The organism is Microbacterium sp. UBA3486 (genome assembly GCF_002377845.1).
GTDB classification, from domain to species: domain Bacteria; phylum Actinomycetota; class Actinomycetes; order Actinomycetales; family Microbacteriaceae; genus Microbacterium; species Microbacterium maritypicum_A.
In genome coordinates, this window is the sequence record NZ_DFQP01000039.1 from 11,210 (window position 1) to 33,427 (window position 22,218).

23 protein-coding genes are annotated in these 22,218 nt (G+C 69.2%); all 23 read left to right on the top strand.

Features of this window, described 5'->3' with window-relative positions; genetic code table 11:
- The first annotated feature begins 21 nt into the window (after positions 1-21).
- The 23 genes from pyrR to trpA all read left to right on the top strand — a co-directional run bounded on the left by pyrR (position 22) and on the right by trpA (position 22,218).
- A complete protein-coding gene (pyrR, locus tag B2869_RS04850) occupies positions 22-552 on the top strand; it encodes a bifunctional pyr operon transcriptional regulator/uracil phosphoribosyltransferase PyrR (protein ID WP_021200615.1) in 531 nt (176 codons plus the stop codon).
- A complete protein-coding gene (locus B2869_RS04855) occupies positions 549-1,514 on the top strand; it encodes an aspartate carbamoyltransferase catalytic subunit (RefSeq protein WP_021200614.1) in 966 nt (321 codons plus the stop codon). Before pyrR ends, B2869_RS04855 begins: the two co-directional genes overlap by 4 nt.
- On the top strand, positions 1,511-2,815 hold the full coding sequence (locus tag B2869_RS04860) for a dihydroorotase (protein WP_292763341.1): 1,305 nt from the start codon (positions 1,511-1,513) through the stop codon (positions 2,813-2,815). Before B2869_RS04855 ends, B2869_RS04860 begins: the two co-directional genes overlap by 4 nt.
- Complete coding sequence (locus B2869_RS04865; protein ID WP_136024902.1) at positions 2,812-3,324, top strand: hypothetical protein; 513 nt, start codon at positions 2,812-2,814, stop codon at positions 3,322-3,324. Before B2869_RS04860 ends, B2869_RS04865 begins: the two co-directional genes overlap by 4 nt.
- Positions 3,321-4,499: a glutamine-hydrolyzing carbamoyl-phosphate synthase small subunit gene (gene carA / locus B2869_RS04870; protein WP_029259253.1), complete on the top strand. Its 1,179-nt coding sequence runs from the start codon at positions 3,321-3,323 to the stop codon at positions 4,497-4,499. Before B2869_RS04865 ends, carA begins: the two co-directional genes overlap by 4 nt.
- A complete protein-coding gene (gene carB, locus B2869_RS04875) occupies positions 4,499-7,792 on the top strand; it encodes a carbamoyl-phosphate synthase large subunit (RefSeq protein WP_292763347.1) in 3,294 nt (1,097 codons plus the stop codon). Before carA ends, carB begins: the two co-directional genes overlap by 1 nt.
- A complete protein-coding gene (gene pyrF / locus B2869_RS04880) occupies positions 7,789-8,634 on the top strand; it encodes an orotidine-5'-phosphate decarboxylase (RefSeq protein WP_021200609.1) in 846 nt (281 codons plus the stop codon). Before carB ends, pyrF begins: the two co-directional genes overlap by 4 nt.
- Positions 8,627-9,538 (top strand): guanylate kinase, encoded by a 912-nt coding sequence (gene gmk, locus B2869_RS04885; RefSeq protein ID WP_021200608.1) that lies wholly within the window; start codon positions 8,627-8,629, stop codon positions 9,536-9,538. Before pyrF ends, gmk begins: the two co-directional genes overlap by 8 nt.
- Before the next feature lie 65 nt (positions 9,539-9,603).
- On the top strand, positions 9,604-9,858 hold the full coding sequence (rpoZ, locus tag B2869_RS04890) for a DNA-directed RNA polymerase subunit omega (RefSeq protein WP_017204385.1): 255 nt from the start codon (positions 9,604-9,606) through the stop codon (positions 9,856-9,858).
- 88 nt (positions 9,859-9,946) lie between these two features.
- Positions 9,947-11,140 carry a methionine adenosyltransferase gene (metK, locus tag B2869_RS04895; protein ID WP_292763362.1) on the top strand — a complete coding sequence of 398 codons (1,194 nt, stop codon included), beginning with the start codon at positions 9,947-9,949 and terminating at the stop codon, positions 11,138-11,140.
- 16 nt (positions 11,141-11,156) lie between these two features.
- The gene (locus tag B2869_RS04900; RefSeq protein ID WP_292763364.1) at positions 11,157-13,115 is read left to right on the top strand and encodes a primosomal protein N'; all 1,959 of its coding nucleotides are present in this window, start codon (positions 11,157-11,159) and stop codon (positions 13,113-13,115) included.
- Positions 13,116-13,133: 18 nt separating this feature from the next.
- Positions 13,134-14,054 (top strand): methionyl-tRNA formyltransferase, encoded by a 921-nt coding sequence (locus B2869_RS04905; protein WP_292763366.1) that lies wholly within the window; start codon positions 13,134-13,136, stop codon positions 14,052-14,054.
- A complete protein-coding gene (locus B2869_RS04910; protein ID WP_373695370.1) occupies positions 14,051-15,550 on the top strand; it encodes an RsmB/NOP family class I SAM-dependent RNA methyltransferase in 1,500 nt (499 codons plus the stop codon). The genes B2869_RS04905 and B2869_RS04910 overlap by 4 nt, the downstream gene beginning before the upstream one ends.
- A 4-nt stretch (positions 15,551-15,554) precedes the next feature.
- The gene (gene rpe / locus B2869_RS04915) at positions 15,555-16,235 is read left to right on the top strand and encodes a ribulose-phosphate 3-epimerase (RefSeq protein ID WP_021200603.1); all 681 of its coding nucleotides are present in this window, start codon (positions 15,555-15,557) and stop codon (positions 16,233-16,235) included.
- Positions 16,232-16,495, top strand: a complete 264-nt coding sequence (locus B2869_RS04920) for a phosphoribosyl-ATP diphosphatase (RefSeq protein WP_017202142.1) — start codon at positions 16,232-16,234, stop codon at positions 16,493-16,495. Before rpe ends, B2869_RS04920 begins: the two co-directional genes overlap by 4 nt.
- Before the next feature lie 38 nt (positions 16,496-16,533).
- Positions 16,534-17,376 carry an ATP phosphoribosyltransferase gene (gene hisG, locus B2869_RS04925; protein WP_021200602.1) on the top strand — a complete coding sequence of 281 codons (843 nt, stop codon included), beginning with the start codon at positions 16,534-16,536 and terminating at the stop codon, positions 17,374-17,376.
- On the top strand, positions 17,376-18,137 hold the full coding sequence (gene hisF, locus B2869_RS04930; protein WP_021200601.1) for an imidazole glycerol phosphate synthase subunit HisF: 762 nt from the start codon (positions 17,376-17,378) through the stop codon (positions 18,135-18,137). Before hisG ends, hisF begins: the two co-directional genes overlap by 1 nt.
- Entirely contained in the window at positions 18,134-18,514 is a 381-nt protein-coding gene (gene hisI, locus B2869_RS04935) for a phosphoribosyl-AMP cyclohydrolase (RefSeq protein ID WP_021200600.1), read from the top strand. The genes hisF and hisI overlap by 4 nt, the downstream gene beginning before the upstream one ends.
- Positions 18,511-19,098 (top strand): Trp biosynthesis-associated membrane protein, encoded by a 588-nt coding sequence (locus tag B2869_RS04940; RefSeq protein WP_021200599.1) that lies wholly within the window; start codon positions 18,511-18,513, stop codon positions 19,096-19,098. The genes hisI and B2869_RS04940 overlap by 4 nt, the downstream gene beginning before the upstream one ends.
- Positions 19,099-19,146: 48 nt before the next feature.
- A complete protein-coding gene (locus B2869_RS04945; protein ID WP_021200598.1) occupies positions 19,147-19,377 on the top strand; it encodes an HGxxPAAW family protein in 231 nt (76 codons plus the stop codon).
- A gap of 2 nt (positions 19,378-19,379) precedes the next feature.
- Positions 19,380-20,150: an indole-3-glycerol phosphate synthase TrpC gene (gene trpC, locus B2869_RS04950; RefSeq protein ID WP_292763655.1), complete on the top strand. Its 771-nt coding sequence runs from the start codon at positions 19,380-19,382 to the stop codon at positions 20,148-20,150.
- Positions 20,150-21,418 (top strand): tryptophan synthase subunit beta, encoded by a 1,269-nt coding sequence (gene trpB / locus B2869_RS04955; RefSeq protein WP_021200596.1) that lies wholly within the window; start codon positions 20,150-20,152, stop codon positions 21,416-21,418. The genes trpC and trpB overlap by 1 nt, the downstream gene beginning before the upstream one ends.
- Positions 21,415-22,218 carry a tryptophan synthase subunit alpha gene (gene trpA, locus B2869_RS04960; RefSeq protein WP_029259243.1) on the top strand — a complete coding sequence of 268 codons (804 nt, stop codon included), beginning with the start codon at positions 21,415-21,417 and terminating at the stop codon, positions 22,216-22,218. Before trpB ends, trpA begins: the two co-directional genes overlap by 4 nt.

The following is a 22,218-nucleotide window of genomic DNA, read 5'->3' on the forward strand; positions in this document are numbered from 1 at the left end:
AGGCGGAGAAGGGAGCGGCCGATGAGCATGCGCACCGTGCTGCACGAAGCCGACATCTCACGAGCGCTGACCCGTATCGCGCACGAGATCCTCGAGTCCAATCGAGGAGCCGAGAATCTGGTGCTGCTGGGCATCCCGACCCGCGGTGTGACCCTCGCCCATCGCCTCGGGCTGCTGATCAGCGAGATCGCGCAGCAGTCCGTCCCGGTCGGCGCTCTCGACGTCACGCTCTTCCGCGACGACCTCGCCCAGCACCCGACACGCTCCCCGCAACCCACCGAGATCCCGGTCGGCGGCATCGACGGCAAGACCGTCGTGCTCATCGACGATGTGCTCTTCTCGGGTCGCAGCATCCGGGCAGCGTTGGACGCGATCCAGTCGATCGGGCGCCCCTCGGTCGTGCGCCTCGCGATCCTCGTCGACCGCGGGCACCGTGAGCTCCCGATCCGTCCCGATTTCGTCGGCAAGAACATCCCCTCCGCCCGCACCGAGCGGGTCAACGTGCGCCTCTTCGAGAACGACGGCGCGGAGGAGGTGACGATCGGCGAATGAGACACCTCCTCGACACCCGCACCCTCGACAGGGCCACAGCCCTGCGCATCCTCGACGTCGCCGAAGACATGTCCGACACGCAGTCGCGTGAGGTCAAGAAGCTCCCGACGCTGCGTGGCAAGACCGTCGTGAACCTCTTCTTCGAGGATTCGACGCGCACGCGCATCTCGTTCGAGGCGGCCGCCAAACGCCTCTCCGCCGATGTGATCAACTTCGCGGCGAAGGGATCCAGCGTCTCCAAGGGCGAGAGCCTGAAGGACACGGCGCAGACCCTGGAGGCGATCGGTGCTGACGCGGTCGTGGTCCGGCACCCGGGTTCCGGCGCGCCGCAGACGCTCGCCACCAGCGGTTGGATCTCGGCCGGTGTCGTGAACGCCGGCGACGGCACCCACGAGCACCCGACGCAGGCGCTGCTCGACGCCTTCACGATCCGCAAGCGCCGGTTCGGCGCCGACAGTCGCGGTCGTGACCTGAGCGGTCTGCGCGTGGTGATCGTCGGTGACGTGCTGCACTCTCGGGTCGCGCGCTCCAACGTCTGGCTGCTCACCACGCTCGGCGCCGATGTCACGCTCGTCTCGCCGCCCACGCTGGTTCCGCAGAACGTGTCGCTCTGGCCGGTGCGGGTCGTCTACGACCTCGATGAGGCGTTGGCGGAAGAGCCGGACGCCGTGATGATGCTGCGCATCCAGCTGGAACGGATGAATGCCGCGTATTTCCCGACTGAGCGGGAGTATTCCCGACGCTGGGGCCTGGACGCACGGCGTGTGGCCGGTCTTCCGGCAGGTAGCATTGTCATGCACCCCGGACCCATGAACCGGGGACTGGAGATCTCCTCGGAAGCTGCCGATTCCCCCCGCTCGACGGTGCTGGAACAGGTCACGAACGGGGTATCCGTCCGCATGGCGGTGCTGTACCTGCTGCTGGCAGGAGAACGAGACGACGAACGAGGGGGAGACCTGTGAGCGAGACCCTCGTCATCACCGGTGCACGACTGCTCGGTGCCGAGAGCGCCGACATCATCATCGAGGACGGCCGGATCGCCGAGATCGGGAGCGGACTGCAGCGTTCGGGTGCTCGGGTCATCGACGCAGCGGGTCTCGTCGCCCTGCCCGGACTGGTCGACCTGCACACGCATCTGCGCGAGCCCGGCTACGAAGCGTCCGAGACGATCCTCACCGGAACGCGCGCCGCCGCGGCCGGTGGTTTCACCGCCGTCTTCGCGATGCCCAACACCTCGCCGGTCGCCGACACCGCTGGTGTCGTGGAGCAGGAGCTCGCGCTCGGTGAAGCGGCGGGCTACGCCACGGTGCAGCCCATCGGCGCTGTCACCGTCGGGCAGAAGGGCGAGCGGCTCGCCGAGCTGGGCGCGATGGCCACCTCCCGCGCGCAGGTCCGTGTCTTCAGCGACGACGGCTTCTGCGTGTTCGACCCGCTCATCATGCGTCGCGCGCTGGAATACGTGAAGTCGTTCGGCGGCGTGATCGCCCAGCATGCGCAGGACCCCCGCCTCACGGAGGGCGCGCAGATGAACGAGGGCACGGTGTCGGCCGAGCTGGGCCTCGCCGGCTGGCCCGCGGTCGCCGAGGAGTCGATCATCGCCCGCGACGTGCTGCTGGCCGAGCACGTCGGCTCGCGACTGCACGTGTGCCATCTCTCGACCGCGGGCTCGGTGGACATCATCCGCTGGGCCAAGAAGCGCGGCATCGACGTCACGGCCGAGGTCACCCCTCACCACCTCCTGCTGACCGACGAACTCGTGCGCGGGTACGACGCGCGCTACAAGGTCAATCCTCCGCTGCGTCGCGAAGAGGATGTGCTCGCGGTGCGCGAGGGTCTCGCCGACGGAACCATCGACATCGTCGCGACTGATCATGCCCCGCATCCCAGCGAGCACAAGGCCTGCGAGTGGCAGGCAGCGGCGAACGGCATGGTGGGTCTCGAGAGCGCGCTGCGCGTCGTGCACCAGTCGATGGTGCAGACCGGCCTGCTCGACTGGGCCGACATCGCGCGTGTGATGAGCGCGGCACCCGCTCGCATCGGACGTCTCTCCGGACACGGCACGCCGCTCGAAGTCGGTCAGCCGGCACAGCTCACGCTGTACGACGCCGCGGTCGACGGTGTCTTCACGGAGGCCGACCTCCACGGCCGGAGCGTGAACTCGCCGTACCTCGGCCGCGCGCTTCCCGGACGAGTGGAGTACACGGTCCACGGCGGCGTGCTCACGGTCGACGGCGGCAGCGTCGTCGAGGAGCTCCGCGCATGAGCGCTCGGGACCTCGCCGTCGCGATCACGATCGCCGTCGCGCTCCTGGTGCTGCTGGTGATGCTTCTCGCCTGGCGACGACGAATCCGCCGCGATTCCGTGTTCACGGCCCCGCTGGGTGTGCCTGAGCACGCGGAGGTCGCCCGCCGCGACGAGGTGCTGTACGTGTCGACGACACGGCACGAGCAGCCGCTCGAGCGTCTCGCGGTGTCACCTCTCGCGTACCGGGCCCGCGGCGAGCTCGCGCTCACGGATCGCGGCATCGCCCTCTGCCTCGACGGTACCCCGACGGTCTTCCTCGCGAACGACCGGCTCGTCGCCATCGACCGCGCCACGGTCACGATCGACCGCGTCGTGGAGCCCGGCGGCCTCGTGCGCATCGCCTGGAACATCGACGACGACACCATCGTCGACAGCTACCTGCGCCTCGCCACCGGCGATCCCCAGAACCTCATCTCCGACCTGCAGCGGCTCGTCCCCGCCGCCCCCGACACAGGAGCACAGTCATGACACTCTCGACAACCTCCGGGCAGGCCCCCGCGGCCTCGCTTCCCGATCCCGCCGTCCTCGTCCTGGAGGACGGCACACGTCACATCGGACGCGCCTACGGCGCCCGCGGCCGCACCCTCGGCGAGGTCGTCTTCGCGACCGGCATGTCCGGATACCAGGAGACGATCACCGATCCGTCCTACGCGGGCCAGATCGTCCTGCAGACGGCGCCGCACATCGGCAACACGGGCATGAATGACGAAGATGCCGAATCACGTCGCATCTGGGTCGCCGGCTACATCGTGCGCGACCCCTCCCGCGTCGTGTCGAACTGGCGCGCGAACGCCTCGCTCGACGACGTGCTCGTCGAAGACGGCGTCGTGGGGATCAGCGGTATCGACACCCGATCGATCACCCGCCACATCCGGTCGGCGGGCTCCATGCGCGGCGGGATCTTCTCCGGTGCCGATGCGGCGCTCGATGCCGAGGAGCAGGTGCGCATCGTCCGCGAAGCACCGGAGATGGCCGGGCGCAACCTGTCCGCCGAGGTCTCGGTCGACGTGGCCACCGTGACGACGGCGATGGGGGAGCGGATCGGAAACCTCGCCGTGCTCGACCTCGGTGTGAAGCAGGCGACGATCGACAACCTCGCCGCCCGCGGTTTCGAGGTGCACGTCCTTCCGCAGAACGTGACGATCGACGAGATCCGTGCGGTCGACCCCGTCGCGGTCTTCTACTCGAACGGCCCCGGCGACCCCGCGGCCTCCGGCGACCATGTCGAGCTGCTGCGTGCGGTGCTCGATGACGGGCTGCCGTTCTTCGGGATCTGCTTCGGCAACCAGCTCCTCGGTCGTGCACTGGGCCTCGGCACCTACAAGCTGCCGTTCGGTCACCGCGGCATCAACCAGCCGGTGCTGGACAAGCAGACCGGCAAGGTCGAGATCACCGCGCACAACCACGGTTTCGCGGTCGAGGCTCCGATCGAGGGCACTTTCGACAGCCCGAACGGCTACGGCAAGGTCGAGGTCAGCCACGTCGGCCTCAACGACAACGTCGTCGAGGGACTTCGCGCCCTCGACATCCCGGCATTCTCGGTGCAGTACCACCCCGAGGCGGCGGCCGGCCCCCACGACGCCAACTACCTCTTCGACAGGTTCCGCGACCTGGTCATCGCAAGCCAGAAGGACTCCAAGTAATGCCCAAGCGCGACGACATCAACTCCGTCCTCGTCATCGGCTCCGGCCCGATCGTCATCGGTCAGGCCTGCGAGTTCGACTATTCCGGCACCCAGGCGTGCCGCGTGCTGCGCGAGGAGGGCGTCCGGGTCATCCTGGTCAACTCCAACCCGGCGACCATCATGACCGATCCCGACTTCGCCGACGCGACGTACATCGAGCCGATCACCTGGCAGGTCATCGAGACGATCATCGCGAAGGAGCGTCCTGACGCGATCCTGCCCACGCTGGGTGGCCAGACCGCGCTGAACGCCGCGATCGAGCTGCACAACCACGGCATCCTCGAGAAGTACGACGTCGAGCTTATCGGCGCCAACTTCGAGGCGATCAACAAGGGCGAGGACCGCCAGATCTTCAAGCAGCTGGTGCTCGACGCCGGTGCCGACGTGGCGGACTCCCGCATCGCGCACACCATGGACGAAGTGCTGGCGGCTGCCGACGAGCTGGGCTACCCGATGGTGGTCCGCCCGAGCTTCACGATGGGGGGTCTGGGCTCGGGCTTCGCCTACGACGAGGAAGACCTGCGCCGCATCGCCGGCGCCGGCCTGCGAGACTCGCCGACCACCGAGGTGCTCCTGGAGGAGTCCATCCTCGGCTGGAAGGAGTACGAGCTCGAGCTCATGCGCGACACAGCCGACAACACGGTCGTCGTCTGCTCCATCGAGAACGTCGACCCGGTCGGCGTGCACACGGGCGACTCGATCACGGTCGCCCCGGCGCTCACCCTCACCGACCGCGAGTACCAGAAGATGCGCGACATCGGGATCGACATCATCCGCGCCGTCGGCGTCGACACCGGAGGCTGCAACATCCAGTTCGCGGTCGACCCGACCAACGGCCGCATCATCGTGATCGAGATGAACCCGCGCGTCTCGCGGTCCAGCGCCCTCGCCTCGAAGGCCACCGGATTCCCGATCGCGAAGCTCGCGGCCAAGCTCGCGCTCGGCTACCGCCTCGACGAGATCCCGAACGACATCACGGGCGTGACACCGGCGAGCTTCGAGCCCACGCTCGACTATGTGGTCGTCAAGGTGCCGCGGTTCGCCTTCGAGAAGTTCCCGGCCGCCGACGCGACGCTGACCACGACCATGAAGTCGGTAGGCGAGGCCATGGCCATCGGTCGCAACTACGCGACCGCGCTGCAGAAGGCGCTCCGCTCGCTCGAGAAGCGCGGATCGAGCTTCCACTGGGGCGTGGAGGACCGCTCCGTCGAGGAGCTGCTCGAGATCTCGAAGATTCCCACCGACGGTCGGATCGTCACCCTGCAGCAGGCGCTGCGCAAGGGTGCGACCGTGGAGCAGGCCTTCGATGCGACAGCGATCGACCCGTGGTTCCTCGACCAGATCGTGCTGATCAACGGGGTCGCCGAGGTCGTGCGCCAGGCATCCGAACTGGATGCGGCGACGCTCCGCTACGCCAAGGAACACGGCTTCTCCGACGCACAGCTCGCCGAGCTCCGCGGAACCTCTGAGGCCGAGGTCCGCGGCGTGCGCCACGGTCTCGGCATCCGCCCGGTGTACAAGACGGTCGACACCTGCGCCGGCGAGTTCCCGGCTCTCACGCCTTACCACTACTCGAGCTACGACTTCGAGACCGAGGTCGAACCGTCCGAACGCACCAAGGTCGTCATCATCGGATCGGGTCCGAACCGCATCGGGCAGGGCGTCGAGTTCGACTACTCATGCGTGCACGCATCGTTCGCGCTGTCCGATGCCGGCTTCGAGACCGTCATGGTCAACTGCAACCCGGAGACGGTCTCGACCGACTACGACCCCTCCGANNCCGACCGCCTGTACTTCGAGCCGCTCACGCTCGAAGACGTGCTGGAGGTGCTCGATGCGGAGGCCGCGAGCGGCACCATCCTCGGTGTCGTCTGCCAGCTCGGCGGTCAGACCCCCCTGGGACTCGCGAAGGGCATCGAGGCCGCCGGCTATACGGTGCTCGGCACGAGCCCCGAGGCGATCGACCTCGCGGAGGAGCGCGAGCTCTTCTCGCGGCTGCTCGACGAGGCCGGTCTCGTCGCACCGCGCAACGGCACGGCGATCGACGTCGAGGGTGCCGTGCGCATCGCCGAGGAGATCGGATACCCGGTGCTGGTGCGTCCGAGCTTCGTGCTCGGCGGACGCGGCATGGAGATCGTGTACGACACCGCGTCGCTGCGCGACTACTTCGTGCGCACCGCGGGCGAGGTCGTCATCGAGGAGGGCAAGCCCCTCCTGGTCGACCGCTTCCTCGACGACGCGATCGAGCTCGACGTCGATGCGCTCTACGATGGCACCGACCTGTACATCGGTGGCGTCATGGAGCACCTCGAAGAGGCCGGCATCCACTCCGGCGACTCCAGCTGCACGCTGCCGCCGGTATCGCTCGGCCGCACCGATGTCGACCGCGTGCGCGAGGCCACGCTGGCCATCGCCGAGGGCGTGGGCGTGCGCGGACTCCTGAACGTGCAGTTCGCCATCAGCGCCGGCGTGCTCTACGTGATCGAGGCCAACCCGCGCGCCAGCCGCACCGTGCCGTTCGTGTCGAAGGCACTCGGCATCCCGATGGCCAAGGCGGCGAGCCGCATCATGACGGGCTCGACGGTCGCCGAGCTGCGCGCCGAAGGGATGCTTCCCGAGCAGGACGGTTCGCGCGTTCCGCTCGACGCACCCGTGTCGGTCAAGGAGGCCGTGCTCCCGTTCAAGCGCTTCCGCACCGCCGACGGCAAGACCGTCGATTCCGTGCTCGGCCCGGAGATGCGTTCCACGGGTGAGGTCATGGGCATCGACCGCGACTTCCCGACCGCGTTCGCCAAGAGCCAGGCCGCTGCCTATGGCGGCATGCCCACCTCGGGAACCGTGTTCATCTCGGTGGCCGACTCGGACAAGCGCGCCGTCATCCTCCCCGCCCACCGTCTGCAGCAGCTCGGCTTCACGATCGTCGCGACGGAGGGCACCGCCGAGATCCTCTCGCGCAACGGCATCGCCGTCACGGTCGTCGAGAAGTACAGCGAGACGCAGGAGTCGGGCGCGAAGAACATCGTGGACCTCATCAACGAGGGCTCGATCGACATCGTCGTGAACACTCCGTCCGGTGGTGCCGCGCGAGCGGACGGCTACGAGATCCGCGCTGCCGCCGTCGCCGCCGACAAGGCGCTGTTCACCACGATGGCTGTGCTCGGCGCGGCCGTGAGCGGGATGGACGCGGCCCACGAGGGCTTCCAGGTCAAGAGCCTGCAGGAGTACGCGCTGGACCGGAAGGCGGCACTGTGAGCGAACGCTTCGGCGAACGCACACGGTCCGCGCTGAGTGCGCGGGGCCCGCTCTGCGTCGGCGTCGACCCCCACGCGGCACTGCTCGCCGCGTGGGGGCTGACCGACGACGCTCACGGTGTCCGTGAGTTCGGCCTCCGCACCGTCGAGGCGGCGGCCGGTCGGGTGGGCTTCGTGAAGCCTCAGGTGTCGTTCTTCGAGCGCTTCGGTTCCGCAGGCTTCGCAGCTCTCGAAGAGGTGCTCGCGGCGGCACGTGCCGCAGATCTGCTCGTGATCGCCGATGCGAAGCGTGGCGACATCGGATCGACCATGGACGACTACGCGAAGGCGTGGTTGACGCCGGGATCCTCGCTCGAAGCCGACGCGCTCACGGTGAATCCTTTCCTCGGCGTCGGTGCCCTCGATGGGTCCTTCGCCCTCGCCGAAGAGCACGGCAAGGGCGTGTTCGTGCTCGCCGCCACCAGCAACCCCGAGGCAGCGGGCATCCAGCGTTCGATCACTGCGAGCGATGAGACGGTGTCTGCCGCGATCATCGGGGAGGTCTCCGCACGCAATGCCGCAGCCTCAGGCGCAGGCGAGTGGGGGAGCTTCGGCTTCGTTGTCGGCGCGACCGTGGACTGGGCGGCCGCAGGCCTTTCGCCGTTCGGCCCGGTCGCCCCCATCCTCGCTCCGGGGTTCGGCGCGCAGGGCGCGACTCCCGCTGATCTCCGCCTTCGCTTCGGCTCGATGGCGGATGCCGTGATCGCGAGTGAGAGCCGCAGCATCCTCTCCGCCGGTCCCGCCGACCTGGCGACCGCCATCACCGCGCGTGCGGCCGAGTACTTGGAGGTGGCGCGTGCCTGACGCGCAGCGTACGGTTCCCGAGGTCGACAGGGCCGCGGCCGCCCGCCGTGCCGTGGAACGGCGCCGCGCCAGGGCATCGGTCAAACGCGACCTGACGATGCGCGTGGTGACCCCGCAGACCGTCCTGCACCGCGCGACGGCCGATGCTGACTCGGTGGAGGGGTCGATGCGCATCACCGACTTCCTGCTCGCGCTCCCCGCGATCGGTGCGGGCAAGCGTGACCGCGTGCTCGATGAGCTGCACATCTCCCCGGTCAAGCGTCTCGGCGGTCTCGGTGCGCGCCAGCGCCGGGTGCTGGAGGCCTGGCTCGATTCGCGCTTCCCGGTGCCGACCCCGCGCGACGCACGGAGCCGCCTGCTGGTGCTCGCCGGCCCCACCGCTGTGGGGAAGGGAACCGTCGCCGCGCATATCCGCGAGCACAACCCGGAGATCCACCTGTCGGTATCGGCAACGACCCGGCCGCCCCGCCCCGGTGAGATCGACGGCGTGCACTACTACTTCGTGGACGACGCCGAGTTCGACCGGCTGATCGCCGACGACGAGCTGCTCGAGTACGCCGTGGTGCACAACCGCTCCCGCTACGGCACGCCACGCGCGCCGATCGACGCCGCACTGGCCGAGGGCAAGACCGTGCTCCTCGAGATCGACCTCCAGGGCGCCCGTCAGGTGCGTCGTGCAGAGCCGTCGGCGACGCTGATATTCCTGCTGCCCCCGAGTTGGGATGAACTGGTGCATCGACTGGTCGGGCGAGGCACGGAAGACGCCGAGGAACGGGCCAGACGACTGCGCACCGCGAAGGTCGAACTCGCCGCCCAGAACGAGTTCGACCACCTCGTCGTGAACGAGGACGTCGCCACCGCGGCTCGCGAGGTCGTAGAATTGTCCACAAGCTCTGCGCGCTGAGCGTCTTCGCGCGCCTTTCGCACCGTCTTCGCGACGATCCCGTCGCCTGATCAGGAGGTCTCACCATGGCCGGACACAACAACGGAATCATCGATCCCCCCATCGACAACCTGCTCGACCGCGTCGACTCGAAGTACGAGCTCGTCATCTACGCCGCCAAGCGTGCGCGTCAGATCAACGACTACTACTCCGACCTGCACGAGGGAAACCTCTTCGACAACGTCGGCCCGCTCGTGGACTCGTCCGTCGAGGACAAGCCGCTCACGATCGCCCTGCACGAGATCAACGAGGACAAGCTCCGTCTGCGTCACGCAGAGTGATATTCGAGACCGCGCCTCCCGTCTGTCGGAGGCGCGGTCCAGAATGGGTGCAACACCCTCCTTCCGTCCGTCCCGTTCTGGAGTACCGATGAGCGCCCTGCGTCTGTTCACGTCCGAGTCCGTCACCGAAGGGCACCCGGACAAGATCTGCGACCAGATCTCGGACAGCATCCTCGACGGCCTCATCGCGAAGGACACGGGCTCGCGCGTCGCAGTCGAGACGCTCGTCACGACGGGCCTCGTCCATGTGGCAGGTGAAATCCGGACCGAGGCATACGTCGACATCCCCACGATCGTCCGTCAGGTCGTGAACGGCATCGGATACACCTCGAGCGACACCGGCTTCGACGGCTCCTCGTGCGGCGTCAGCATCTCGGTCGGCGAGCAGTCGACCGACATCGCCCATGGCGTCGACAGCGCGCAGGAGCACCGCGACGGGTCCTCGGTGGACCCGCTCGACGGCCTCGGCGCCGGCGATCAGGGCATCATGTTCGGATTCGCGACCAACGAGACGCCTCAGCTCATGCCGATGGCCGCGTGGACCGCTCACCGTCTGTCGGAGCGTCTCGCCGAGGTGCGTCGCAGCGGGGAGCTGCCCTTCCTGCGTCCCGACGGCAAGACCCAGGTCACCCTCGGGTACGACGGCTTCACTCCGAAGACCGTCGATGCCGTCGTGGTCTCCACGCAGCACCACCCCGACATCTCGCAGGAAGGGCTTCAGGCTCAGGTCCGTGCGCACGTGATCGACCCGGTGCTCGCGACGACAGGTCTCGATCTCGACGACGTCACCCTCTACATCAATCCCGCGGGTCCCTTCGTCACCGGTGGCCCCAAGGGCGACGCCGGTCTGACCGGTCGCAAGATCATCATCGACACCTACGGCGGAGCATCGCGTCACGGCGGTGGGGCGTTCAGCGGCAAAGACCCGTCCAAGGTCGACCGTTCCGGTGCATACGCCACGCGCTGGGTGGCGAAGAACGCCGTCGCCGCAGGCTTGGCGGAGCGTCTCGAGGTACAGGTCGCCTATGCCATCGGCGTCGCCCGTCCCGTCGGTCTCTACGTCGAGTCCTTCGGGACCGGCACGGTGTCGGATGAAGTCATCACGCGGGCGATCAACGAGGTGTTCGACCTGCGCCCGCAGGCGATCATCGAGCAGCTCGACCTGCTGCGTCCGATCTACGCCCAGACGGCCGCCTACGGGCACTTCGGCCGCGAGCTCCCCGACTTCACCTGGGAGCGCACCGACCGCGCCGAAGAGCTGCGTCGCGCTGCCGGGCTCTGATGGGACCGCGGTCCTGATGCCTCCGGAGAGCCGGCGCATCGCGCGCGTGCTCCTCGATTCGCCCCTGCCGCAGCTCGATCGGCTCTTCGACTACGCGTTGCCTCCCGAGTGGGGCGAGGTGCCGCGTGGTGTTCGCGTGCAGGTCCCGCTGCGCTCCGCCGGGCGTGTGATCGACGGCTATGTCGTCGACGTCGACACCGAGGACGACGCCGACCGGGCGCTCTCAGAAGTCGAGAGCGTGGTGTCGCTGGTGCCGGTGCTTCCGGAGCGCCTGCACACGCTCGCACGCCGCGTGGCGGATCGCGCCGCGGGTTCGGCCTCCGATGTGCTTCGGCTCGTCATCCCCAAGCGCCAGGTGCGCGTCGAGAAGGCCTGGACCGCCGACACACCGGCCGAGGCGCCGACGGCGGATGCGCTCATCGCGGCAGAAGAGACCGTCGGACTCTACGAGGGCCTCGATGTCGTGCTCGATGCGGGTGGACGGGCGGCCGTCGAGGCGATTCCGCAACTCGTCGACGGGGTTCAGGGATGGTCCCGGTTGCTGGCGGCCTCGGCGGCGCGGATGCTCGCCGCGGGGAAGTCGTCGATCATCGTGGTCCCCGACAGCCGTGACCTCGATCGACTTCTCGCCGCGCTCGAGGTCCTCGTGCCCGTCGCAGCGATCGTGCGCCATGACTCCCGTCAGACCAACCCCGATCGCTATCGCGGCTTCCTGCGCACGCTCGAGGACGCGCCGTGCGTCGTGGTGGGAAACCGTTCGGCGGTCTACTCGCCTGTCGTCGCCGGCATGGTGGCGATCTGGGACGACGGCGATCCTCTCCTGGGGGAGCCGCTGGCCCCGTACGTCAATGCGCGTGATGCTGCGCTGCTGCGTCAGGAGCTCGAGGGATCGGCGCTGCTCTTCGCCGGGCACACCCGGACGACCGATGTGGAACGTCTGGTCGCCCTCGGCTGGTTGCAGGACGTCAGAGCAACGCGCCGCGTGTTGCCCCGCGTCGTGCTCAGCACGCCCCAGGAGATGGAACAGCCCACCGCCCAGCGGATGCCGTCTTCCGCGTTTCTCGCCGCCCGTTCCGCCGCAGCAGAGGGACCGGTGCTCGTGCAGGTCTCGCGACCGGGTTTCTCGCCGTCGCTGGTGTGTGCGGAATGCCGGGCTCCGGCTCGATGCGCGCACTGCGGCGGTCCGCTCGGGGCGAAGCATCGCGGTGCCGTGCCGGTGTGCGCCTGGTGCGGTCGATCGGCCAGCGCATGGTCGTGCCCGACGTGCTCCTCCACCAACCTGCGGTTGGCCTCATCCGGGAGCGAGCGCACCGCCGACGAACTGGGTCGGGCGTTCCCGGGCGTGCGTGTGATCGTCGCCGACAGTGCGCACCCGGTGGAGCGGGTTCCCTCCAAGCCCGCGCTCGTGGTGGCGACCCGTGGTGCCGAGCCGATCGCCGACGGCGGATATCGTGCCGTCGTCCTGCTCGACGGCCCACGGATGCTCCAGGCACCCGATCTGCGCGTCGCCGAGTCCTGCCTGCGCTGGTGGTCGAACGCGGCGGCCCTCGCCGCACCCGGCGCGCCGATCCATCTGGTCGGAGTGAACGGCGCGGCCGCGAAGGCGCTCGCGACCTGGAATCAGGCAGGCCACGCCCGTATGGAGCTCGACAGCAGGGCTCCGCTGCACATGCCGCCGACGACCCGGGTGGCCCTGGTCCAGGGGTCGGCTCCCGCGGTCTCCGGCGCTCTCGCCGCGCTGACCGAGCTCGCGCTGCCTCCCGACGCGGTGCTGGGGCCCGTCCCGGTCGAATCCGACGACGTCCCTCCACGGGTGCGGGCGCTCGTCCGGTTCGACTACGGCGCCGGAGCGCGGGTGGCGACCGCACTGCGCGCCGCGGTCGTGGCCGAAGCAGTGAGCGGGCGTCGCCGAAAGGGACGTGCGACCAAGAGCACGCTCTCCGTCCGCCTCGATATCCTCGAACCAGAGCTCTGACCCTTCCGGAGAACCTTCATGCGCCTCGTCTTCGCCGGCACCCCCGCTGCCGCCGTGCCCACCCTTCGTCGCCTCGCGGTGTCCCACGACATCGCCGCGGTCGTCACCCGACCGGACGCACCTCTCGGGCGTCGTCGGGTGCTGACTCCGTCGCCCGTGGCTCAAGCGGCCGTCGAACTGGGCCTCCCCGTCATCAAGGCTGCTCGGCTCGATGACGCCGCGACCGACGCGATCTCGGCCCTGCGGGCGGACCTCGGTGTGATCGTGGCGTACGGCGGGCTCGTGCGCGAGCCGCTGCTCTCGGCGCCGACCGCTGGCTGGATCAACCTGCACTTCTCCGTGCTGCCCGCCTGGCGGGGCGCGGCCCCGGTGCAGCGCGCACTGATCGCCGGCGACGAGGTTCTCGGTGCCAGCGTCTTCCAGCTCGTCGCGGAGCTGGATGCCGGCGACGTCTTCGCGAGCCGCACGATCGACCTTCCCGCGACGGCGACGGCGGGAGAGGCGCTCGAGGCGCTCGCGCTGGACGGCGCCGAACTCACCGCCGACGTGGTCTCGGGGATCGCGGACGGTACAGCGGTAGCGGTGCCTCAGCAGGGGGAGCCGACCTTCGCCGCCAAGCTCACGCTCGCCGACGGATTGCTCGACTGGAACCAGCCGCTCGATGTCGTCTTCGCCCGGTTCCGCGGGGTGACCCCGGAACCGGGCGCGCACACCACCGTCGCCGGGCAGCCGCTGAAGGTGCTGGAAGCGGTCCCTGCGCCGGAGGCCGAAATGCTGGCCCCAGGACGTCTTCGTGGCGCCAAGACGGCGCTCCACATCGGCACGTCCACCGGGCCGCTGGCCGTCACCAGGGTTCAGCCCGCGGGCAAGGGAGCGATGAATGCCGTCGACTGGTGGCGCGGTCTGCGCGGCGGCGATGAATTGGTGGCGGGATCATGAGCGAAGACGGACGACCCCGGCGGCCGCAGCCGTCGAACGGACGGCCGCGTGGCGGGCGGGGAGCGACAGAGGCTCGTCGCGACGTTCAGCGTGGCCCCGTCCGTACCGTGCAACCCGCGCGACGGGTGGCTTACGACGTGCTGCGCGCGGTGTCCGAGACGGATGCCTATGCGAACCTCGTCCTTCCTCCGGCGATCGCCGATGCGCGGCTCTCTCCGCAGGACGCGGCCCTCGCGACCGAGCTGACCTACGGCACGCTGCGACGACTCGGCACGTATGATGCGATCATCGCCGCTGCGGCGGATCGTTCGACCGACAGCATCGATCCGGCCGTGCTCGATGCGCTGCGCCTCGCGGTGCACCAGCTGCTCGCCACCCGCGTCGCCTCGCATGCGGCTGTCAACGAGTCGGTGAACCTCGTGGCCACAGAGTCCGGCCGTGGCGCATCGAGCTTCGCGAACGCGGTGCTCCGACGTATCACGCGTGAATCGAGCGAGGACTGGCAGGAACGCATCGAGAGCGGGGCACGCTCCGACGACGAGCGCCTCGCTCTGCGTTCCGCACACCCGGTCTGGGTGATCCGCGCCTTGCGTCGCGCTCTGGCGGCCGAGGGGCGCGGAGAGGAACTGGACGCTCTTCTCGATGCCGACAACGCCTCGCCCGAGGTCACCCTCGTCGCCCTCCCCGGCCTGGCGGAGCCCGATGAGCCCCGACTTCCCTACGCGCCGACCGCCTTCGCGTCTCCCGGAGGCGATCCGCGTCGGCCGGTGGAAGCCTCGGGCGGTACCGTGCGCGTGCAGGACGAGGGGTCCCAGCTCGTCGCGCTCGCGCTCGCGGGCGCCGCGCCCATCAAGACGGGGGAGCGCTGGCTCGACCTGTGCGCCGGTCCCGGCGGAAAGACGGCACTCCTCGCCGCGATCGCGCGTCAGCACGAGGCGACGCTGGAGGCGAACGAGATCGTCCCGGTCCGCGCGCGACTCGTCCGCAAGGCGCTCAGGGCGGTTCCCGGTGACGTCGTGGTGCACGAGCAGGACGGGCGCACCCTCGCCGCATCGCGGCCGGGCGAGTTCGACCGCATCCTCGTGGACGCCCCCTGCACGGGCCTCGGTGCGCTGCGCCGCCGTCCGGAAGCGCGGTGGCGCAAGTCTCCGGCCGACGTCGCCGAGCTCGTTCCGCTCCAGGTGGAGCTGCTCTCCTCCGCCGTCGATGCTCTGGCCCCGGGCGGGATCGTCGCGTACGTCACGTGCTCTCCTCACCTCGCCGAGACGACGGGCGTCGTCAAGGAGGTCCTGCGCGACCGCACCGACGTCGTCGAACTCGATGCGCGCGCGGCCATCGCCGATGTCGCTCGCTCACCGATCGATCTGGCCGAGGAGGGGCGGGAGGGGTCGGGTAGCGCCCAGCTGTGGCCGCACCGACACGGGACGGACGCGATGTTCCTCGCACTCCTGCAACGCTCATCGACCGGGAACCACTCATCTGGGAAGGAAGACTAGGACCGTGGAACTGCCCCGCGCCCCGCGCATCAACCCGAGTATCCTCGCTGCCGATTTCGTGAACATGCAGGCGGACCTCGCCCGGATCGCGACAGCCGACTTCGCGCACGTGGATGTCATGGACAACCACTTCGTCCCCAACCTGACGTTCGGCCCGCAGATGGTGGAACGCATCCAGGCGACCAGTCCGATTCCGCTCGATGTGCATCTGATGATCACCGACCCGGAGCGCTGGGCTCCCGGATACGCCGAGATCGGCGCGGCGAGCGTGACCTTCCATCTCGAAGCGTCGAGCGATCCCGTGGCCCTCGCACGCCGGTTGCGTGACATCGGCTCGCGGGCGGGGGTCGCGGTCAAGCCGGCGACTCCCGTGGAATCGCTGTACGACGTGCTCGACGAGTTCGATCAGATCCTCGTGATGACGGTCGAGCCCGGCTTCGGGGGACAGGGCTTCATGCCCGAGACGATGCCGAAGCTCCGTGCCCTCGCCGACGAGGCGCGTCGGCGAGGATCCCGCGTCTGGCTCCAGGTCGACGGCGGTATCTCCGACCGTACGATCGAGATCGCCGCCGATGCGGGCGCCGACACGTTCGTCGCCGGCTCGGCCGTATACGGCGCCGATGACATCGAGGCGGCCGTCACCCGGCTGAGAGACCTCGCCAGAGCCGCTAGCCTGGAACCGTGAAGACTTTCGACGAGCTGTTCGCCGAGCTCAGCGTCAAGGCCGAGACCCGTCCTGAGGGATCGGGGACGGTCGCCGAACTCGACGGCGGCGTGCACACGATCGGCAAGAAGATCGTGGAAGAGGCCGCCGAGGTGTGGATGGCGTCGGAGTACGAGTCCGACGAAGCCGCCGCCGAGGAGATCTCCCAGCTGCTGTACCACGTCCAGGTGATGATGCTCGCGAAGGGCCTCAGCCTGCAGGACGTCTACCGACATCTGTGATGCGCTCCGTTCCGATCTCCTCGAACTGAAAGCCATCCATGCTGCGCATCGCTGTTCCCAACAAGGGCTCGCTCTCCGAGACCGCCGCCGACATGCTCGCCGAGGCGGGCTACGCCGGTCGCCGCGACCCCAAGACCCTGCACGTCATCGACGCCGAGAACGACGTCGAGTTCTTCTTCCTCCGCCCCAAGGACATCGCCACCTATGTCGGCTCCGGCGCGATCGATGTGGGCATCACCGGACGTGATCTGCTGCTCGACGCCCGTATGCCGGGTGCGCGGGAGATCGAGGCGCTCGGTTTCGCCGGCTCGACGTTCCGCTTCGCCGCTCCGACCGGACGCTACACCGACGTGAGCGAGCTCGACGGTCTGCGCATCGCCACGTCGTATCCCGGCCTGGTGGACGCGTTCCTCGACGAACGCGACATCGCCGTCGATCTGGTGCCGCTCGACGGAGCCGTGGAGTCCGCGGTCCGCCTCGGCGTCGCCGACGCGGTCGCCGATGTCGTCGAGACCGGGACGACCCTGCGCCAGGCCGGGCTCGAGGTCTTCGGTCCGGTCATCCTGGAATCCGAGGCGGTACTCATCGCGGGACCGGTGGATGCCGAGGGCGCGGACACGCTTCTTCGTCGCCTCCGCGGCGTGATGGTCGCACGTCGCTTCGTGATGATCGACTACGACCTGCCGGTCGCCCTCCTCGATGACGCCGTGAAGATCGCCGGCGGCGTCGAATCGCCGACCGTCTCGCCGCTGCGCGACCCCGAGTGGGTCGCGGTGCGGGTCATGGTGGCGCGCTCCCGCGTGAACCCCGTGATGGATGCGCTGTACGCGCTGGGTGCGCGGGCCATCCTGGTCACCGCGATCCACAACGCGAGGCTCTGATGACGCTCGCCAGTCGGGTGATCCCGTGCCTCGACGTGGCTGATGGCCGCGTCGTCAAGGGAGTCAACTTCGAGAACCTGCGCGACATGGGCGACCCGGTCGAGCTCGCCCGGCATTACGCCGCCCAGGGCGCGGACGAGATCACCTTCCTCGACGTCACCGCCACGGTCGACGCCCGTGCGACGACCTACGATGTCGTGCAGCGCACCGCCGAGCAGGTGTTCGTCCCGCTGACCGTGGGCGGGGGCGTGCGCAGCGTCGACGATGTCGCACGTCTCCTCGCGGTGGGCGCGGACAAGGTGGGGGTCAACTCCGCTGCGATCGCGCGCCCTGAGCTCATCGGCGAGATCGCTGACCGGTTCGGTGCCCAGGTGCTCGTGCTGTCGCTGGACGTGAAGCGTGCTCCGACAACGCGCTCGGGCTTCGTCGTGACGACACACGGCGGCCGGACCCAGACCACCCTCGATGCGCTCGACTGGGCGCGGGAGGCTGCGGAACGCGGCGCGGGTGAGCTGCTGGTGAACTCGATCGACGCCGACGGCACGCGTGACGGCTTCGACCTGGAGCTCGTCCGACTGATGCGCGAGGCGGCCTCCGTGCCGGTCATCGCTTCGGGCGGGGCGGGGCGGGCTTCCGACTTCGCTCCCGCGATCAAAGCGGGCGCGGATGCAGTCCTGGCGGCGAGCGTGTTCCACACCGGCGCGCTCACGGTCGGAGATGTCAAGGACGCGCTTCGCGCGGAAGGAGTGCTCGTACGATGAGCGATGCAGACGGGCAGGCGGCTTCGGTGGAGGAGCGCATCGCACAGGTCGTCTTCAACGCCGACGGCCTGGCCCCCGTGATCGTGCAGCAGTGGGACACGCGCGAGGTGCTCATGCTCGCCTGGGTCGATGCGGAGGCGCTTCGACGCACCTTGACATCAGGGCGGGCGACGTACTGGTCGCGCTCCCGCCAGGAGTACTGGCGCAAGGGGGACACGTCAGGGAACATCCAGGTCGTGCACGAGGCGCGTCTGGACTGCGACGGGGACGCGATCCTTCTCCTCGTCGCGCAGACGGGACCGGCCTGTCACACCGGCACGCGCACGTGCTTCGACACGAACGATCTCGAGGCGATCGTCGGGACGGACCAGTCGTGAGCTTCGCGCAGCGCGGTCGCGCCCTCTCCGTCTCCGGATTCCTTCTCGCCGGTGCGATCGGCATCATCTCGTCGACCCAGACCTGGCTGACGGTCGAGCGCGCGGATGCGGGCGAGGCGATCCTGGTCCCCGGTGCCTCCGCCATGGTGCTGCTCGCTCCGCTCAGTCTCGCGGTTCTGGCCCTCGGCGCGGCGCTGTCGATCTCCGGCAAGGTCGTGCGCCTGATCTTCGGTGTCCTCGCGGCGGCGACGGCGCTGTTCCTCGGCTGGTCGACTCTCCAGTTGCTGATCGCCGAACCCTTCGACGCGGTCGCGGCGACGGTGACCGAGGTCACCGGTCTCGCCGGGGGACTCGCCGTCCACGAGGTCGTGGCGAGCATCGTGCCGTCCGCCTGGCCGTACATCGCCCTCGTGGGCTGGGCGATCCTGCTCGTCGCGTCCCTGGTCGTCCTGATCACGTGGCGGGGATGGAAGGCCGGAGGACGGCGCTACCGGACCGAACACGTCGAGGTCGCGCATGACGGTCCCGTCGACGCCGTGGATTCCTGGGACGAGCTGTCCCGGGGCACCGATCCGACGCGCTGACCCCGATAGACTGATTCCGAACCGCACGTCGTCCCCCCGGAGGAGAACATGACCAACCCGATCGCCGACCCCGGCCACGGACACTCGCCTGCCGCCTGGACCGCCGTCGTGATCATGCTGGTCGGCGTCGCCGCCGGCACCGTCGCCTTCTGCTTCGAGCAGCCCGCCCTCGTCGTGGCCTCGGTCGCGCTCATCCCGATCGGTGCGATCGTCGGCTGGGCGCTCGCGAAGGCCGGTTACGGCGTGAAGGGTCCGAAGTACGCTCCGAAGGCGCACTAATGGTGCTCGCCGACCTGACGGCCGGCGCTGTCGCAGACGCTGAGCGTCGCTCCCTGTCGCGCCCGCTGGCCACTGTCGAGCGAGACGCTCTCGCACGCCCCGCGGCCAAGGACGCCCTGTCGTTCCTCGCACCGTCGGATCGGGTGAAGATCATCGCGGAGGTCAAACGCGCGAGCCCCTCGCGAGGAGCTCTCGCCGACATCCCCGATCCCGCGCTGCAGGCTTCCCTGTACGAGGCGGGCGGCGCCTCCGCGATCAGCGTCCTCACGGAGCAGCGTCGTTTCGGCGGAAGCCTCGCCGACCTCGAGGCCGTCACGGCCCGGGTCTCGCTGCCGGTGCTGCGCAAGGACTTCATCGCCACCCGCTACCAGGTGCTCGAAGCACGTGCGGCGGGTGCCGACCTCGTTCTGCTGATCGTCGCGGGCCTCGAGCCCGCGGTGCTCCGTGATCTCTTCGGCTTCATCGGCGAGCTGGGCATGACCCCTCTCGTGGAGACGCATTCCGCGGATGAGCTCGAGGCCGCGATCGATCTCGGCGCGCCGCTGATCGGCGTGAACGCGCGAGACCTCAAGACCCTCGAACTCGACCGCGACCTCTTCGGGCGCCTGGTCGATCGAATCCCCGACACGGCGGTGAAGATCGCGGAGTCCGCGGTGCTGACGCCCGCCGATGTCGTGCACTACCGCTCCGCCGGCGCCGATGTCGTCTTGATCGGCGAGGCGCTCGTGACCGGCGACCCGGTCGCCACCCTCAAGAGTTTCCTGGAGGCATGATGAGCCTGCGCGACCAGCACGGCCCCTTCTTCGGCGAGTTCGGCGGGCGCTACATGCCCGAGTCGCTCATCGCCGCGATCGATGAGCTGACGGTGGCCTATGAGGCGGCGATCGTCGATCCGGAGTTCCGAGCCGAGCTCGCGCACCTGCTCAGCTCGTACGCCGGCCGCCCTTCCGCCATCACCGAGGTACCGCGGTTCGCCGAGCACGCCGGGGGTGCGCGCATCTTCCTCAAGCGTGAAGACCTCAACCACACCGGCTCGCACAAGATCAACAACGTGCTCGGTCAGGCGCTGCTGACCAAGCGTCTGGGCAAGACCCGCGTGATCGCCGAGACCGGTGCCGGTCAGCACGGCGTCGCGACGGCGACCGCAGCGGCGCTGTTCGGTCTGGAGTGCACCATCTACATGGGCGAGGTCGATACCGAGCGTCAGGCGCTCAACGTCGCCCGCATGCGCCTTCTGGGCGCGGAGGTCGTTCCGGTCACCTCGGGTTCGCGAACGCTCAAGGACGCGATCAACGATGCCTACCGCGACTGGGTGGCGTCGGTCGAGACCACCAACTACATCTTCGGTACCGCGGCGGGACCGCACCCGTTCCCCGCGATGGTCCGTGATTTCCAGAAGATCATCGGCGAAGAGGCGCGTGCCCAGCTGCTCGACGAGGTCGGTCGTCTGCCGGACGCCGTCATGGCGTGCGTCGGCGGCGGATCCAACGCGATCGGCATGTTCGACGCGTTCCTCGATGACGAGGGCGTCAAGCTCTACGGCGTCGAGGCGGCGGGCGACGGCGTCGACACCGAGAAGCACGCGGCGTCGATTGAGCGGGGCCGCCCCGGTGTGCTGCACGGTGCGAAGACCTACGTCCTCCAGGACGCCGACGGTCAGACCGTCGAGTCGCACTCGATCTCCGCCGGACTCGACTACCCGGGCGTCGGTCCGGAGCACTCGTGGCTCGCCGACATCGGTCGTGCCGAGTACATCCCGGCCACCGACGACGAGGCGATGCAGGCGCTGCGTCTGCTCAGCCGGACAGAGGGGATCATCCCCGCCATCGAGTCGGCGCACGCTCTCGCCGGTGCCCTGCGCATCGGCCGCGAGCTCGGCCCCGACGGACTGATCGCCGTGTGTCTGTCCGGCCGCGGCGACAAGGACATGGACACCGCGGCGCGCTACTTCCAGCTCTACGACGAGGCCGCTCTGGCCCACGATGTCGCCGCGGAGAGCGAAGAGGAAGAACTGGCCGCGAAGGGGGAGCCGCAGCTATGAGCCGCGTCGAACAGGCGATCCAGCGCGCACAGGACGCCGGGCGCAGTGCCTTCGTCGGCTATCTGCCCGTGGGCTTCCCCGACCTCGAGACGAGCATCCAGGCGGCCATCGCCCTCGCCGAGAACGGTGTCGACATCATCGAGCTGGGCCCGCCGTACAGCGACCCGGTGATGGACGGCGCGATCATCCAGGAGGCGACCACCAAGGCCCTGGCGGCAGGCTTCCGGATGGCCGACCTCTTCACGGCGATCCGCGCGATCACGGCGGCGACCGATGTGCCCGTCCTCGTGATGACGTACTGGAACCCGGTCATGCAGTACGGCATTGACCGCTACGCGGACGACCTGCTCGCTGCGGGCGGCGCCGGATTGATCACGCCCGACATCACACCCGACGCGGCAGGGGAGTGGATCGCCGCGAGCGAGCGGACGGGCCTGGACCGGGTATTCCTCGCTGCTCCGACCTCTTCCGACGAGCGTCTCGACCTTGTGGTGAAGTCGTCCACCGGGTTCGTCTACACGGTCTCGACCATGGGCATCACCGGGGAGCGCGCTGAGCTCGATCGCGCCGCCCGCACCCTGGTCGGGCGTCTTCGCGCGCACGGCGCTCACCGTGCATGCGTCGGCATCGGCATCTCCACCGCCGAGCAGATCGCCGGGGTGTCGGAGTATGCCGACGGCGCGATCGTCGGCACCGCGCTCGTCCGCGCCCTGCGTGACGGCGGCGTGCCCGCCCTTGCGGAAGTCACCCGAAACCTGGCCTCCGGCACCTCGTCGGCACGCCCCGATCACGAGAACTAG

Bases quoted from the DNA above. Each gene is read 5' to 3' on its own strand.
- carA (WP_029259253.1), top strand. From the start codon at position 3,321: ATGACACTCTCGACAACCTCCGGGCAGGCCCCCGCGGCCTCGCTTCCC.
- B2869_RS04945 (WP_021200598.1), top strand. From the start codon at position 19,147: ATGACCAACCCGATCGCCGACCCCGGCCACGGACACTCGCCTGCCGCC.
- pyrR (WP_021200615.1), top strand. From the start codon at position 22: ATGAGCATGCGCACCGTGCTGCACGAAGCCGACATCTCACGAGCGCTG.
- rpoZ (WP_017204385.1), top strand. From the start codon at position 9,604: ATGGCCGGACACAACAACGGAATCATCGATCCCCCCATCGACAACCTG.
- hisF (WP_021200601.1), top strand. From the start codon at position 17,376: ATGACGCTCGCCAGTCGGGTGATCCCGTGCCTCGACGTGGCTGATGGC.
- trpB (WP_021200596.1), top strand. From the start codon at position 20,150: ATGAGCCTGCGCGACCAGCACGGCCCCTTCTTCGGCGAGTTCGGCGGG.
- B2869_RS04900 (WP_292763364.1), top strand. From the start codon at position 11,157: ATGCCTCCGGAGAGCCGGCGCATCGCGCGCGTGCTCCTCGATTCGCCC.
- trpA (WP_029259243.1), top strand. From the start codon at position 21,415: ATGAGCCGCGTCGAACAGGCGATCCAGCGCGCACAGGACGCCGGGCGC.
- metK (WP_292763362.1), top strand. From the start codon at position 9,947: ATGAGCGCCCTGCGTCTGTTCACGTCCGAGTCCGTCACCGAAGGGCAC.
- B2869_RS04855 (WP_021200614.1), top strand. From the start codon at position 549: ATGAGACACCTCCTCGACACCCGCACCCTCGACAGGGCCACAGCCCTG.
- hisI (WP_021200600.1), top strand. From the start codon at position 18,134: ATGAGCGATGCAGACGGGCAGGCGGCTTCGGTGGAGGAGCGCATCGCA.
- B2869_RS04865 (WP_136024902.1), top strand. From the start codon at position 2,812: ATGAGCGCTCGGGACCTCGCCGTCGCGATCACGATCGCCGTCGCGCTC.
- B2869_RS04910 (WP_373695370.1), top strand. From the start codon at position 14,051: ATGAGCGAAGACGGACGACCCCGGCGGCCGCAGCCGTCGAACGGACGG.
- hisG (WP_021200602.1), top strand. From the start codon at position 16,534: ATGCTGCGCATCGCTGTTCCCAACAAGGGCTCGCTCTCCGAGACCGCC.
- B2869_RS04905 (WP_292763366.1), top strand. From the start codon at position 13,134: ATGCGCCTCGTCTTCGCCGGCACCCCCGCTGCCGCCGTGCCCACCCTT.